11 protein-coding genes and 1 pseudogene are annotated in these 15,126 nt (G+C 35.1%); 5 read left to right on the top strand and 7 right to left on the bottom strand.

Annotation, left to right across the window (positions count from 1 at the left end; all coding sequences use genetic code 11):
- Window positions 1-24 precede the first annotated feature (24 nt).
- Window positions 25-1,242: a YjiH family protein gene (locus CC92_RS20675; protein ID WP_051926207.1), complete on the bottom strand. Its 1,218-nt coding sequence runs from the start codon at window positions 1,240-1,242 to the stop codon at window positions 25-27.
- 232 nt (window positions 1,243-1,474) lie between these two features.
- Here CC92_RS20675 and CC92_RS0102565 point away from each other — a divergent pair, with 232 nt between their 5' ends.
- A complete protein-coding gene (locus tag CC92_RS0102565; protein WP_029501492.1) occupies window positions 1,475-3,049 on the top strand; it encodes an IS1182 family transposase in 1,575 nt (524 codons plus the stop codon).
- Window positions 3,050-3,196: 147 nt separating this feature from the next.
- On the opposite strand, the gene CC92_RS0102560 is transcribed toward CC92_RS0102565, so the two are convergent.
- Window positions 3,197-3,844: an LPXTG cell wall anchor domain-containing protein gene (locus CC92_RS0102560; RefSeq protein ID WP_029501988.1), complete on the bottom strand. Its 648-nt coding sequence runs from the start codon at window positions 3,842-3,844 to the stop codon at window positions 3,197-3,199.
- A 180-nt stretch (window positions 3,845-4,024) separates the two neighbouring features.
- Here CC92_RS0102560 and CC92_RS22390 point away from each other — a divergent pair, with 180 nt between their 5' ends.
- The 3 genes and pseudogenes from CC92_RS22390 (at window position 4,025) to CC92_RS0102550 (ending at window position 5,506) form a co-directional block, all read left to right on the top strand.
- A complete protein-coding gene (locus CC92_RS22390) occupies window positions 4,025-4,165 on the top strand; it encodes a hypothetical protein (protein WP_155998282.1) in 141 nt (46 codons plus the stop codon).
- 10 nt (window positions 4,166-4,175) lie between these two features.
- A pseudogene (locus CC92_RS23580) lies at window positions 4,176-4,271 on the top strand (hypothetical protein); the annotation flags it as partial.
- Between the two features lie 164 nt (window positions 4,272-4,435).
- Complete coding sequence (locus CC92_RS0102550; protein WP_029501989.1) at window positions 4,436-5,506, top strand: class B sortase; 1,071 nt, start codon at window positions 4,436-4,438, stop codon at window positions 5,504-5,506.
- Window positions 5,507-5,624: 118 nt separating this feature from the next.
- Here CC92_RS0102550 and CC92_RS0102545 read toward each other — a convergent pair whose 3' ends face one another.
- Complete coding sequence (locus CC92_RS0102545; RefSeq protein ID WP_029501990.1) at window positions 5,625-5,882, bottom strand: DUF6171 family protein; 258 nt, start codon at window positions 5,880-5,882, stop codon at window positions 5,625-5,627.
- A gap of 195 nt (window positions 5,883-6,077) precedes the next feature.
- Between CC92_RS0102545 and CC92_RS0102540 the strand changes: the two genes are divergently transcribed.
- Window positions 6,078-10,301 (top strand): S8 family serine peptidase, encoded by a 4,224-nt coding sequence (locus tag CC92_RS0102540; protein WP_029501991.1) that lies wholly within the window; start codon window positions 6,078-6,080, stop codon window positions 10,299-10,301.
- 266 nt (window positions 10,302-10,567) lie between these two features.
- On the opposite strand, the gene CC92_RS0102535 is transcribed toward CC92_RS0102540, so the two are convergent.
- From CC92_RS0102535 to CC92_RS0102520, 4 genes are all read right to left on the bottom strand, one after another.
- Window positions 10,568-11,929 carry a methyl-accepting chemotaxis protein gene (locus CC92_RS0102535; RefSeq protein WP_051650624.1) on the bottom strand — a complete coding sequence of 454 codons (1,362 nt, stop codon included), beginning with the start codon at window positions 11,927-11,929 and terminating at the stop codon, window positions 10,568-10,570.
- A 45-nt stretch (window positions 11,930-11,974) separates the two neighbouring features.
- Window positions 11,975-13,297: a condensation domain-containing protein gene (locus CC92_RS0102530; protein WP_029501993.1), complete on the bottom strand. Its 1,323-nt coding sequence runs from the start codon at window positions 13,295-13,297 to the stop codon at window positions 11,975-11,977.
- Window positions 13,298-13,686: 389 nt separating this feature from the next.
- Window positions 13,687-14,484, bottom strand: coding sequence for an adaptor protein MecA (locus CC92_RS0102525; protein ID WP_029501994.1), 798 nt, complete (start codon window positions 14,482-14,484; stop codon window positions 13,687-13,689).
- A gap of 202 nt (window positions 14,485-14,686) precedes the next feature.
- Window positions 14,687-15,022, bottom strand: coding sequence for a DUF5640 domain-containing protein (locus tag CC92_RS0102520; protein ID WP_029501995.1), 336 nt, complete (start codon window positions 15,020-15,022; stop codon window positions 14,687-14,689).
- Window positions 15,023-15,126 lie beyond the last annotated feature (104 nt).

Raw genomic sequence — 15,126 nt, 5'->3', positions numbered from 1 at the left:
TCATATCATTTTCTACAGCAGAAATCATAACAGATGGTAAAAGCATATCTGCAAACCCTGCAAATATTGTTTCTGAAACAGCTGGCCGCTTCCGGTATTCCAAGCATATTTAAGAATGGTAATAATGGCTTCCCAAGTATTTTCAAAAACTGGTGTGTATTTCGCAATCACAAGTGCTGTGGTCCCCATCGCCATAACAATCGGAATAACAACAAGCCACATATTTAAAACATTGCTTACACCATCCGTCATCACACTTTTTATTACCTTTTTGCCTTCTACTGTTTCTAGAGCCTTATGATAGGCAACAGAAAGACTTTTCTGACTCTTGGCATCTCCAAATGGAATTTTATTATCCATTGTAAAATCATCTTCTGCTCTATCCCCTCCATTTACCCCATCCACATAGCAATCTTTTTTCCTAGAAAGAGGTGGAAGTTTAGGAATCACAATAGCTGCTACTAGACAGGCAAAGGTTACTGTTAGATAAAAAGGTATAAACATATGTGACAATCCAACGGTATTAATTACAACTAAGCAAAAAGTTATGGATACCAACGAAAAGCTAGTCCCAATAACACAAGCTTCTCTCTCTGTATAAAATCCCTCTTCATATTGCTTGCTTGTTAGTAATACTCCTATCGTACCATCACCTAGCCAAGAAGCAATTGCATCAATAGCAGCTCTTCCAGGCAGGTTAAACAATGGCCTCATTACCTTAATTAATAAGGTTCCTGCAAATTCTAATAATCCAAAATTCAATAACAGTGGTAATAAAAAACCTGCTAAGAAAAATATCGTAAATAGGATTGGTAATAATTCATAAAACACAAGGCCACCAGTATTTTCAGAATAGATTAGCTCTGTTCCAATATGAAAATAAGTAAAAACGCATAACAGAAAGGAAAACCCTCTTACAGCAATCGATATGAATGAAATCTGAAACAGTGAACAAAATACGGAATTCTTCTTTAACATAGCAATCACACTACTCTTACTATAACGAAACATAAAAAAAGTAATAACACTTCCAAAGAAGGAAACTCCCACTAGCCCTAAGACAATCAAAGGCAAAGAAGAAAAATATCTATCTTGTATAAAATCGGACAACAAAGCAATTGGTATCGTAATCTTATTCCCGATTTTTATTGGAAACATAAATAATATTACACCAAGTAAGGATGGTAATATAAATTTAAAACTGGTTTTGTAACTATATTTCTTTTTTACATAATTATTCATTTCTACCTCTCTTTATCAGTAGCACAAAACTAAATTTACTGGTATTTGGAGATTTTATTATAAATAAAAAAGAATAAAAATGCAAGCATATATGCATATTTTCACATTTTACCATATTCGAGTGTTGATCATGTAGAAAGGGGCTGTGAAAAAAGCACCTAACTAGAAAAGAGGATTTTTAATTCACGTTAGTGAGTTAAAAATCCTCTTTTTGTGGTAAAATTTATCTGCAATGAAAAATCAAACCACAACTTATTCTAAATCAAAACAAGGCATTTTGCCAATGTTTATTTCAGATTTTCTTGATATTTGTGATCCGGTTTTGACATTTGACGAATTCATGGAGGGAATTGACTTAGCTAAGTATCTGAGAAACATACCAGAACATGAAACTGGGCGCATCAGATATAATCCCGTCAACATGCTGAAAACGGTGCTTTTTGGATTTATGACCCAGGGCTACATGTCACTAAGAGAACTGGAAGATAACTGCAGAGTAAATATCAGATTCATGTATTTAATTGATAACGAAAGACCTTCCTACAGGACTTTTTCCTATTTCATCAATGATGTTTTAGGTGACTCCATTGAAGATATTTTCAACGATATCAATAAAAAGATTTTTGAACAGGAAAATGTAGACCTCAACCACCTTTACATAGACGGTTCAAAATTTGAAGCAAATGCGAATAAGTACAGCTGGGTATGGAAAAAAGCTACTGAGAAATCCAGATACCGACTGTTTGAAAAGATAACTGCCCTTTTTCATGAAATCAATACAGACCTTGAATGGTCAGGGCTTAAAATAGAAGCAAACGTAGAGTATGCACCTGAACAGCTACGTGAAATAGCTGATCAGTATGCCAAGGTTTGGAACGTTGATAGATCCGATTTTGTTTATGGAAAGGGACATCGAAAAACCTGTCAGCAGAGGCAGTATGAGAAGCTTTTAGAGTATGCCTCAAAGCTGGAGGAATACATAGAAAAGGTGAATATCTGTGGCCCTGCACGTAACAGTTATTCCAAAACAGATCATTCCGCCACATTTATGAGGATAAAAACGGATTACATGGGAAATGATCAGTTACTTCCGGCATACAATGTACAGGTTGGGGTAGCTGATGAATATATAGCAGTTGTTGACGTTAACCAGTATCGTTCAGACATGGACTGTTTTGTACCACTCATGGAGCAATTCAAAAAGACATATGGATTTTACCCGAAATATCCAACTGCGGATGCCGGATATGGTTCATATAATAACTATATTTACTGTGAACAGCATGATATGGAAAAATACATGAAATTCACTATGTTCAAGAAGGAAACCGAAGATAAAAAATACCATAATGATCCGTTCAGAGCTGTCAATTTCAGATTTAATTCGGAAGGATACATGATATGTCCAAATGAAAAGAGATTTATTTTTTCTCACCGAAGAGCAGTACGTGGAAATGAATACGGACGTCAGGAAGAAATCTATGTCTGCGAAGACTGCAGCAACTGTCCATATACAGCTCAATGCAAGAAAACAGAGAATAATCGTACTATAAGAATCAATCAAGAACTGACAGCGATGCATCAGGAAGTGATTGAAAATCTTGAAAGTATACATGGTGCACTTTTAAGAATGAATCGATCCATTCAAGCAGAAGGAACATTTGGAATCATGAAAAATGATCGAAACTATAAAAGAATTGTCAGAAGAGGAATCAATTCTGTACGATTAGAGATTTTTTTAGTTTCTATCGGACAAAATCTATATAAATATCATAATAAAAAGATGCGACTTCAAAAATCAGCATAAAATCCAAAATGCTGATTCTATGGGGTAGGGGGATTTATGCTCTTTTTTAGAGTGTTGATTTAGATTAAAAACAACTAGAGACGTCGGTTAAACCGACGTCTCTGTGTTAGGGGCTTTTTTCACAGCCCCAATAAGTTTGTACTGCGATTAAATTAAACCATGCGCTCTCTCTCTTTTCTTTGTAACTACGAATACTACTCCTGCAATAGTTACGATACCAAGTAATACAATAACTGGCATCCTATTCTCTCCAGTCTTTGGTACATCCTCTGTAGCAGTGCTCGTAGTTGCATCGGTAGCAACCGATGTTTCTTCAACTGCAGGTGTACCTAAACTTGAAGCCTGATCATCGGATAAAAACATGTCTTTAATGGAATAAACACTACTTCCGCCGTCAAGCCCTGTAAAATTAACCCATGAAATTACTGCAACGCCATTTTCATCGACAGGAAGAACTACATCCTGATATTCCTCTGTTAACATGATACCTAGATCTTTTAGATGAAAGGTTGCAGCATCTGAAACCACGATTTGTGCAGCAGCAGTGTCTCCTGTTGCCTTCATTACAATATGTAAGTACTTTGCATTTACTTCGTAATCACCTAAGTTAAGCTGTGTCCAGTTACCAGGTCCTTGTATTGTTCCATCTACTTCTTCCCCTGCATTGACAAATCCGCCACTTAAGATCTTACCATCCTTCATTAAATCCGTAGCTGCCAATGCATTCACAGTAAACAAAGTCATGATAGCAAGTGCCGCAAACATAGTTGCAATAGATTTTCTTAATTTTCTCATTGTAAATACCTCCTCATGTTATTTAGTTTGACGTAAAACCAAAAATCTTTTAAGATATTTATTGTATATATTGTATAGTTTAACGTTTAACTAAATAGTACCATTACTTCCTTATTATGTCAATATGTATTTTAGATTCTTATAAAAACTTTCGGAAATGATGATTGGGATCCGATGGGTGTGAAAGACCTTATCCGAGCTGCAAGCAAAGAAGATGGAAAGGACTATTCTTCCATTCCAACCTTATTATCAATTGAAACAACAAATACTGAAATCGAATCTGGAAATGCAGAAGCAACATTAACTTATTCCGTAAAATAAAACAGGCGATAACAGTTTAGTTGCAGTTTCTATCATAGGAATCTGTGTAATTTTTGCAGGAACACTTTTCTTTATCTCTGGTAGAAAATTAAAAAAAGTACAGTAATCTGTAGTTTTAAATAACATTCGAAAGGAACTGTCAAGTTATCATTGTATTCTAGATAACTGACAGTTCTTTTTATAAAATAGGTATAGGTAATATCAAAAGCTTCTTATCATTTTTAAATACTTGTGATATACTTTGTATAACCTTACGAAAGGAGGATATCTATGATTATGACACATGAATCACGACATAAAAAAGACAAAAAGAAAGTTGATACCATACATAAAAACAAAAAAGAGCAACTTTATAAGGTTATCCATATCATTTCTATTATTGCTGTAATCGTAGGTATCTTCTTACTCGTAGATATTTTATGGATTAGTCCTTCCAACTCAAACAAGGCAATAAAAGAAATTCAGAATCTTTATGAAAGTAATAATGATCAAGCACCGAAAGAGGATATCATCCCTTCTATTACAGCAGAACCAGATAACCAAGTCTCATTCACAGCAACTACAAAAGATGCACCTTTAGATAAATTTATTCCCTTACTAGAACTAAATCCTGATGTAAAAGGGTGGATTCAAATAGAAGGCACTAATATTAACTATCCGGTGCTTCAATCTAGTGTGGATGACCCTGAATATTACTTAACTAGGAATATCAATAAAGAAGAAGATCGATTCGGAAGTATTTTTCTTGATACAAACACAAATATCGAAACACCGACCCAAAGTCTGTTAATCCATGGACATAACATGACAAGCACTGGGAATATGTTTCATGAATTGATGAATTATAATGATTTAGACTTTTTAAAGAAAAATCCCGTGATTCAATTTGATACACTCTATGAGGAAAGCTTGTGGAAAATCTTTGCCGTATTTAAAACAAACGGTTCTTCGGCAAAAGAGAAGCTTTTTGATTATCAACGTGGAAGTTTTATAGATTCCGCTGATTTCTTAAATTTTGTTTATCAAATAAAAGCTCGTTCAATTTTTGATATTCCTTTGAATATTTCCGAAGAGGATCATCTGCTTTTACTCTCAACTTGTTCTTATGAACTTCCAAATTATCGAACAGTTATTGTTGCCAGAAAGTTAAGACCAGATGAATCCAAAGAACTACCAAAAGAATCCATTGTGAAAAATAAAACACCGCTTTATCCAGATAGCTGGTATCAACATTATGGCGGAACACCACCTACTATAACTAACTTTGATGAAGCCTGGAAAAATGGTGAAATTAGCTGGTATCAAGATGTCACAGATGCGATACCAGATCAAACAAGATAGATAAAACAAGAAAACGCACGCTTCGCGTACTTTTCCTTGTCCTAAATAATTCAGGCTGTACTTTAGTGGTACAGCCTGTTTATTTTTGAATTTATTGGATTATGTAAAGAATTACTTTTTACCACCGATGAGAAACATCTGGACATGCATTCGATTTCATTGCTGCTCTCATTTCAACAAAGCAACCGCAAGCTCTACACATACCACTAATTAACTTATCACATTCACGACACTGATTTAACCTCTGTTGATATATCTCTGGTGCCACCTTGATATCTTCGCTTAAGCTTTTGATATATTCATATACTCGTTCCTTTAACCCCTCTTCTGACATATCAGCAAGCAGACATCGTTTGCACATTCTTTGGTTATACATCCACAACTTTCTCCTTTTTTATTGATTTAAATCTAGAATATAACTTATTAATACAATTTGGTGTATATTCTAACATATTATTAAATAATTTGTTATTTTTTCACTACATTAAAGAATTGACAGATTTGTTTGATATTTGTATAATTTTTACAGCTTGTTTAAGCCAATCTATTTTAGAAAGAATGAGGGATGTGTATGAGTAAGAAAACCTTTCGTTGCATAAGCAGAAAGAGTATAGCAATTTTGCTTGCTTTCCTTTTTGCTCTTTCTACTGTGAATCAAGGGGTAACAGTAAATGCAGCACAATCAAGCACTAAGTTATTAGCGTCTACAAAAGATTCAAACACCTCACCTAACGCTAAACCATACGGATTAGAAAAAATATCATTAGAAAAGAATGCACTAACATTATTAAAGGAAGAAAACAAACTTTCCACTACACCACAGAATAATCAAATTTTGAAAGAGGTAACCATCATTGTAGAATTAGAAGGAGCTTCTTTGCTTGATTATTATAACATGCAGTATAGTTATGATAGCTACTCATTCATAGAAGAAGATTCTGCTCTCTATGATTTTTTTAGCATTCCTGACATACGCACCGAGAAGGAACAGATACTTCATTCTCAACAGTCATTATTTAGCCAAATTTCTGCAATGACAACAACTTCAGAAGAATCCTCAACGATAGCTCGAAGTAACAAAGTAACTCCAAAGCTATTATATCAATATACTACAATTATGAATGGTTTTGCAATCCGTTGTAATGCATCTTTGTTAAAAGACATAAAAGCACTGGAAGGTGTAAAGAATGCTTATGTCTCAGCTACCTATGAAATGGAAGAACCTCAGATGTCAAGCAGTGTTGACATGATTGGAGCAAGCAATACATGGGATTTAAAATACCGGGGAGACGGCATGGTAATTGCTGTAATTGATACTGGTCTAGACATTAACCATGCTGCTTTTTCTGCAGCACCATTTACTTTATCTCTAACTCAGAGTATAGTAAATGAAAAAATCTCCTCAGGTTTGATTGAAAATGGTAAGTACATAAGTGATAAGATTCCCTACGTTTATGATTATGCTGACATGGATTCTTCAGTCTCTCCAACTGCTGATTCCATCACTCTGTATGGCAATGAACATGGAACTCATGTTGCTGGAACGATTGGGGCGAACGCAGGTGAAATTACTGGCGTAGCACCAGAGTCCCAACTTGTCATATTAAAAGTTGCTTCTGATTATTACGATGGTATTCCAAGTGAATATATTCTCGCTGCGCTAGATGATGCAGCTGACCTCTCCGTTGATGTGGTTAATATGAGCCTTGGTGCCCCTGCTGGTTTCTCTAATGCAGAAAGCGAAACCATGGAATTGATTTATCAAAGAATGACAGATGCTGGCATCTCCTTATCGGTATCTGCTGGGAATAACTATAGCAGTACCTATCAAAACCAGCTTGGAGGATATGCAAAAACCAATAATCCAGATACAGCAGCTGTTGGTTCTCCATCCACCTATACCAGTTCTACCTCCGTTGCCAGTGTGATCAATAGCACTTACCACTCCGCCTACTTTACTATTGAAAATCTGTCGATTCCATACACAGAAACTGCTACCGCAACACAACCTAAGTTTTCCGATTTAGCAACCATAGAGAAAACTTCTTATGAAGCAGTTCCTGTCCCTGGATATGGTGATAATTTAGACTATAGTGACATATCAGTCACAGGAAAAGTAGCGGTTGTATCCCGTGGTGGTATCTCTTTTAATGAAAAAGTTGTTTATGCTGCCAGTCATGGTGCGATTGCAATCGTCGTTAAGAATAATCAATCCGGAACTTTTGGCATGGCAATCAATGATTATCTAATTCCAGCTGTATCAGTTACTTCCGCTGATGGGTTAATAATAAATAACTCCTCAATTAAAATGATAACTCCACAATTAGGAAACGGTGAATTTCCAAATGCGAATGAAAAACAACCATCTGCTTTTTCCTCTCTTGGTGTAACTCCTGACTTAAGATTAAAACCTGAAATAGCTGCACCTGGTGAAAATATTTATTCCACTGTCCCATTTGACGGATATACTTCCATGAGCGGTACTTCCATGGCTGCTCCTCATATTGCAGGCTGTTACGCCCTAATGAAAGAATATTTAAAATCATCTCCTCTGTTCACACAAAATAATCCAAAGGAATTAGAAGAACTAGCCACAAAGCTATTAATGAGCACTGCAATTCCTAGTAAGAAGAATGGTGTTCCTTATTTTCCAAGAAAGCAGGGAGCTGGCGTTGTAAATATCTATAATGCAATCAACACCAAAGCTTATCTATCCGCCTACAATAACGAAAGCCATAATCGTCCAAAGTTAGATCTTGGAGATGATAGGAATAAAACTGGAGTATTTACGCAAAGTTTTAAGCTAACCTCGATCTCAGATACAGAGTTAACATATCACATTAACACCACGACCTTAACAGAACGTGTACTTACCTCCTCCTATGGTAATCTGATTGCAGAAACACCTTTTGATATCACAGGTTTTGTGACTGCTGTTACTGCAATAAATGGGCAGCCTGTCAATACAGTTACCTTAAAGCCATTGGAAGAGGTTACAATTACACTAACCATTACTTTATCAGAACAAGTGAAACAATACCTGATAAGCAATTTTATGAATGGAGAATTTATAGAAGGATATGTAACACTAACACCAGTGTCAAGTGTTATAACACCGCTATTAGGTGAGATAACCTCGACGGATGCTGCTATTACTACGCAAACTGGTGTTACACTCTCTATTCCATTCCTCGGTTTCTTTGGTGACTGGACCAAGGCAGGCTTATTTGATGAGTCCTCTATTTATGATAATCAGTTATTTGGAAATGGAACAAATGAAGTATACTCTCAAGCGCCAACATTACTATTAAGTAAAAGCCAATATCTTGGGGTAAACTTCCTTGATGACATGGCTTATACTTTGCTTAATAATAATTATAGCCCTTATAGCTATTCCTCGTATTACCAATCCATATTAAGCCTAAGCCCAGAAAAAATAGCCATCTCACCAAATGGTGATGGCTATATGGATACTTTTTATCAAGCAAACATAAGTCTATTGAGAAATGCTGACTCCATTGCAACGAAAATCATAGCCCCGAACGGATCCATTGAAACCTCTGCAACAGACCGTTATCTCCGTAAGACCTTGTACTACTCTTCCATTAAAAGAATGGGTATTCTAACAGATACTATGGACTGGGCGCCAAAAGAACCTGTTAATAACGAAATTTATACTTACCTTGTAGAAGGCTCATTTGTCTATGATGGTCATGAAAGTAACACCCTTAGGAATACGCTCTCCTATCCTATTACCATCGATATGGAAGCACCTTCTGCACTAAGTGCTTCTCTCTCCTTACAAAATAGTAGGGTTCATCTTACCTTAACTGGAACTGACAATCAGTTCCTTGCAGGAGGTTTACTAGGCTTAATGAATGAAGATAACGAACTACTTGGTATTTTATCTATCACACCTATGAACGAATCCGCCAAAGGTGCAACTTCTACCTTCGATTATGATATCACAGACTACTTAACTGACTCTAAGGTAAATCTTGCATTCCTATTGATTGATTATGCCATGAACGAATCCGATTATGTATTTTCAATTGAAATTCCAGATAAGATATCATTACCATATGAAGAGGTATCTCTAAATCCAAAGGAACAATTAAGTCTTGTAGCAAAAACCTATCGAAATAACGAGGAATGTGATAGCGATGTTCTCTATCAAAGTTCAGACTCTTCTATTGTATCAATTGATGCCAATGGACTTATTACAGCAAAAAAAGTGGGTACAGCTACAATCACTGCTTCAACCTTTCATGGCTTAACCGCAACTTGTACTGTAACTATTAGTAACTTAAAACCTTCACTTTCTCAAAAACTCTATCCCTTAGAGATTGGAGATCAACAGATAATCAAGATACAAGGTGTCTCAACAACCGCAGAATTTTCTTATCAACTGGTTCCTGAAAAGTATGCATCCATCTCTAAAGATGGTGTCTTAACTGCTGTAAAAGAAGGAACAACACTCCTAACTATAACGATCAGACAAAACCAGACGACCTATTATCTACTTGCTACCATAGTAGTTACAAAAGCACCTACCATATCAATGGTAGCCCAAACCACAACTTTTAAAGTAAAGCAGACTGGTGTTTTCCTTCCTAAAATAACTGGCATAGTTGCTTCCTACAGCTGGTCAAGTAGTGATTTAGGAGTAGGTACTATTCATAAATATACCGGTGTATTTGTTGCAAAAAAAGCTGGAACAACAACGATTACCTTATCTGTAACTACCTTAGCCGGTAAGACGATTACTGCTACCAAATTAATTACTGTACGGTAGGATAAAAAGCTTTGTTGAAATACTTAATATCAAAAATGAGCTCATAGTTAATATACTTTTTCATGTATATGTTCGATATGACAACCTTAATAATAACAGGGACAGATGAGAATATTCTAATCTAGATCAACTTAACTCTTTTTTCGAATATTTCCTCTGTCCCCTAGTTCTGAATATCTTTATAAGATAAACTTAATTCAATTCTTACCATACTTCCATAAATCAATTTACTTTTTCTTATACTTCCTTATAACAATTTGCTTTTCTTATACTTCAATAAATCGATTTGCTTCTTCGTTTAAACTCACTGCTATCATCTCATTACTCTTAACTTCTTCGCTAATCTTAGCCATCTCTTCCACTAAATTGGAGGCACTGCTTGCAGCGTTAGAGACTCCGATTGCACTTTCATCTACAGCGGAAGCGATTCCCTTAAAAGACTCACTCATATTATTGATCATCCTGCTTAATGCATTAATATGCTCCAAGAATTGAGAGATACTATCATGAATAAAGGAAGCATCCTTATCATATTGAATACCACTACTCACATTCTTATCATAATCACTTAATACTGTAGTATGAATATAATCTAATACAAGCTTTGAACTATCCGAAAGGTTTAATACAGCATCTCTTACCAAGCCACTGATTTCTTGAATATTCGTTGCTGTATTTCGGCTGTTATCTGCTAACTGGCGAATCTCATCTGCAACAACAGCGAATCCCTTTCCTGCTTCCCCAGCACGAGCAGCTTCTATCGATGCATTTAAGGCTAACAAATTTGTTTGGTTGGAAATAACTAAAATGTCATTCGTTAACTCATCAATACGTTCTACCTTCTTACTATTTTCAATGGCTTCACGCAAAGTATCTCCGATTTTACTTATCATTTCACTGGTTGTAGCCTTCTTACCCGTTGCGTCGACCTTCATCGTGTTTGCTCTGTTCTTCATCTCGCCGATATATTCTACAATTTCCTTACTCTGTTCTGTCATTGTGATAACATCAGTATTTAAAAGACCAATACTTTCTAACATCGAGGATACGGTTGCTGTTACTTCCTCCATGCTTGCTGCCAGTTGTTGCATCGTAGAAGATATATCACAAGAATTGTCATTTACTTGACTAATACTGTCAGAGACTAAAGAAATACTTGTGTTAAGCTGCTTAGAATCTAATATCATATGCCCCATTATTCTTTGTAGCGTTTCTAAAAAGGTATTAACACCTAATACTAATCGTCCAATTTCATCCTTGGTATAAACGGTAACTCGTTTTGTTAAATCACCCTGACCAGCATCGAAATCACTTAGTATCTCTTCCAGTTGTTTCGTAGACTTCTTTGTAGGTAAAATAATGGTTTTTGTAGAGATTACTATGGCAACAAGTGTTAGAAATACCATAAATCCTATCCCGATATAATTGGATTGAACGCTATACTGATAGGTTTCTGTAAGATCATCTCTAGCTGCTGCTATTACTTCGGGATCATCGCTGTCAATCAAAGCATACGATACATCATATACCTCTCTGATTGATTTCAAATTTGTTACATTTGCTACTATACTGAATAAAGACAACAGTAATACAACTGATAATAACTTTGTTCGTATACTCTTACGCATAATCATCCTCCTGTGTATCCTAATATAATTTAGATACCATTTCTTTTAATTAAGTTCACGCAAAATTTCTTTCGTTCGATTTATAATCACTTCCATTTTTTCTTTAGGTAAATACTTCACTTTGTGTGAAATACAGATTGCTAACTCATCTTGGTAAGTAATAACACCTATCGTTTTATCATAGACAGCAGCGGCTGGCGGTAAATAAGCCATGTCTTTTATCTGATACTTCTCTGTGTTTAGATCTATTTCAAAAACTCCTAGATTCGAGAGATCAATTCCTTCTTCATGGTCCTTAAAATTAAGTAGCTTGGATACTTTTTTAAGCCAATCGTTTGTATAATCACTATACTTTGAGTAAAACAACCCATCAAATATGCTACTATCTAGTAAACAAAATAAGTGCACCAATTGAAAGGCTTTTTTCGGGTTTTGAATCTCTTTTTGTACCATCGCTCCTAGATGATTCGCATTTTCCCAAAAATCTTTTTTCAGATCATAACTTAGCATCTTAGTAATAGCTGCTGCATAATTACCGATACACCTTCCTGGATGAAACAAAAGCCTGTTTCTTAAATTAATTGCAACAGTTACTTTTTCCTCCGTAAACTCCGTCAACTCTCTTAATGCTTTCATTAATGCAACCAAGATTACAGTATTCATCGTGATCTGATGTTGTTTTACCGCTTGCCTAAGCTTTTGATACTCACTACCTTTGAGATAAAAAAGAGCAACATCAATGTTTTGCTTCTCTTGATATTTCTGATGCACTACTTTAAATTCACTTTGAGTTAAAATTTTGCGATTCTTAGCCCACTTACGGTTCAATTGCTTAATAATATAGCGGATAAGGAAAGATGGTTGACTACCCTTTGGTAAATTCTGTACGGATTGAATCGGTTTCGATTCTTTTATTTCCAGATTTTTTTTACCATTACAATAGCACTCGATAAGATCATGATATAAATATAAATACGATAAGCCATCTCCTAACATATGGTGGCCAATCATGATAAAATCAAATTCTTTTTCTTGATATAGAACAAAAAAATGAACGGTAGGTTCCTTCTCAAATTCAAAAATCACATGTTCTTGCTGTTTCACCAATTCTACCCACTGACTTTGGCTTTTTTTCTCTATGTAGGTAATTTTTAGGGTTGCCCCTTTATGATAGACATAACTGACTTTTCCGTCTATACTTTGCTTCACAACACATTGCAGAATTGGATGTGCTATTTTTAGTTGCAAAACTGATCGTTCAAATTTTTCTTTATCAAATGTTCCGACAATAGTACCTTTGAGAACAAGATTTTCTGATGGATTTCGAAAAAATCCTCGTTCAAAAACTAAATCATATCTTATTCCCATTACTACCTCCAATGAAACAATTCTTATGTTTTTTCATGTAACGCTCCAATCCGTAGCTTAGGATATTCCCCTTGCTTCTCCATTATTGTAATCTACTTCCTATTTACATCTTCTATGTTTCTAGGAAGAAATCTATTTTAACCCCTAAAATATATTCATAATGAAAAGAATTACAGCGCTTATTCTCTTTTGGACACCTTCTTTCTGTAGAATTTGTTATTATGACGTAGAAAATTATACCAATTTAAAAGTAATTCTTCAATAGAAAACAATTATTATTTGACTTCTTTGCGCATATCTCTTTTTTTCCAAACATTTACATTAATTATATAAAATAGAGCCGCAATATTTCTAATGTTCAAACATTAGAAATATCACAGCCCTTTATACTAGTTATTTACTATATTTCTTAATACTTTTATAGCTTTTTTACTAATAAGACAGGATGCATGTTCCTTAAGGTATGCTACTCTGGCTTGATTTTCCGAATGAAACTTTCCATATTCATTCGCCCGATCACATACATATTGAAAATTGACTTTTGATAATCTACCCTTTTCCAATACAAGGTAATACAAGGAGTCCTTCTCAACTTTATAAAGAGTGCTCTTAACCGTCCAGGATTCCGGTAAGATTACTGAAAATCTTTCAATATCATATAGTTTCCCAAAGGTATAAATCTGAACTACAGATTCTACTCCTTGTTTATTTTTCTTATTTTTACCTTCTTTCTCTTGATTTACATCCTTCTTTTTATTGTATTGCTGTTCCTCATATTCATCTGCAACATCCTGTATAAGATTTCGAATAAACTTATCAAAGGCTTCTGCTTTTTCAATATCCGATAAATCCTCATATCGACTTATCATGCTTTCTGGAGTAAATTCTCCATTACCACCCAATGCATCGTTAATCTGATGTAGAATATCCTCCATACCCTCGGAGCCTTTTTCAGAAAAAGTTATTGCCAGACGATTCCTTGGCAATGGCATCACCTGCATCGCTAGCAATCCGTTCTTAGGATTGTAACCGACCTCATCCACTGCCATCTCTACGATTTTATGTAGAAATTCTTGAATCTTGCCTCTATTTTTAAGAAAATCGTCGATTTCTATATTATATTCCTTCATATCGTCTTCGTTGATTATACAACGAACCGTTTCATCATCAATTCTCTTGAATTCCATATATTCTCGCTTTCATTCTATAGGGTCAATATAGGTGTTAAACTTCCCTCTATTATACGTCAACTCCCCATAGTTATGCAAGTATCTATTCATGGTATCTAAATTCTATGCGGTTCGTAACACAAAATAGCTGCTACGATTGCATCATGCTGGTCGCACATTGTAAAGGGGAGTGTCATATGACACTCCCCTTACCTACGTTCTATCTTCTCTTTAATTCGGCAGTAGATCCTTCATAAGTTAATTTTAGAGTATCCCCACTCACTTCATAAGTGTATTCTTGAGACTGCTCTGTTCCTAATAAACTCATGGTTAAGATTAACTTGTCGCCATCTGTCTTATAAGATGTATCAAGACTCATCTCCATTAATTTCACGTTGCCTGTTCCATCGGAATTAAATGTATACTCTACAGTTAAATCGTCTTCTTCGCCAAACCAAGTACCTACAAGACCATTCTTCCCCTTACTGCATGCAATGAGTGAAAGCGCAAGCACTAATGTTAATAGTACTAATACAACATTTTTTCTAAGTTTCATCCTTAGTCCTCCCTAACCTATTATTCTTTCTGCTTTTGCACAAAGTAAGTATATATTATCCAAATATATCTATTTTGTCAATATTTTACCATTATTTTCGACAA

It is taken from the genome of Lachnoclostridium phytofermentans (genome assembly GCF_000733755.1).
Classification (GTDB): domain Bacteria; phylum Bacillota; class Clostridia; order Lachnospirales; family Lachnospiraceae; genus Lachnoclostridium; species Lachnoclostridium phytofermentans_A.
The sequence above is the reverse complement of the archived record's forward strand: the minus strand, read 5'-3'. Positions and strand labels throughout refer to the sequence as shown.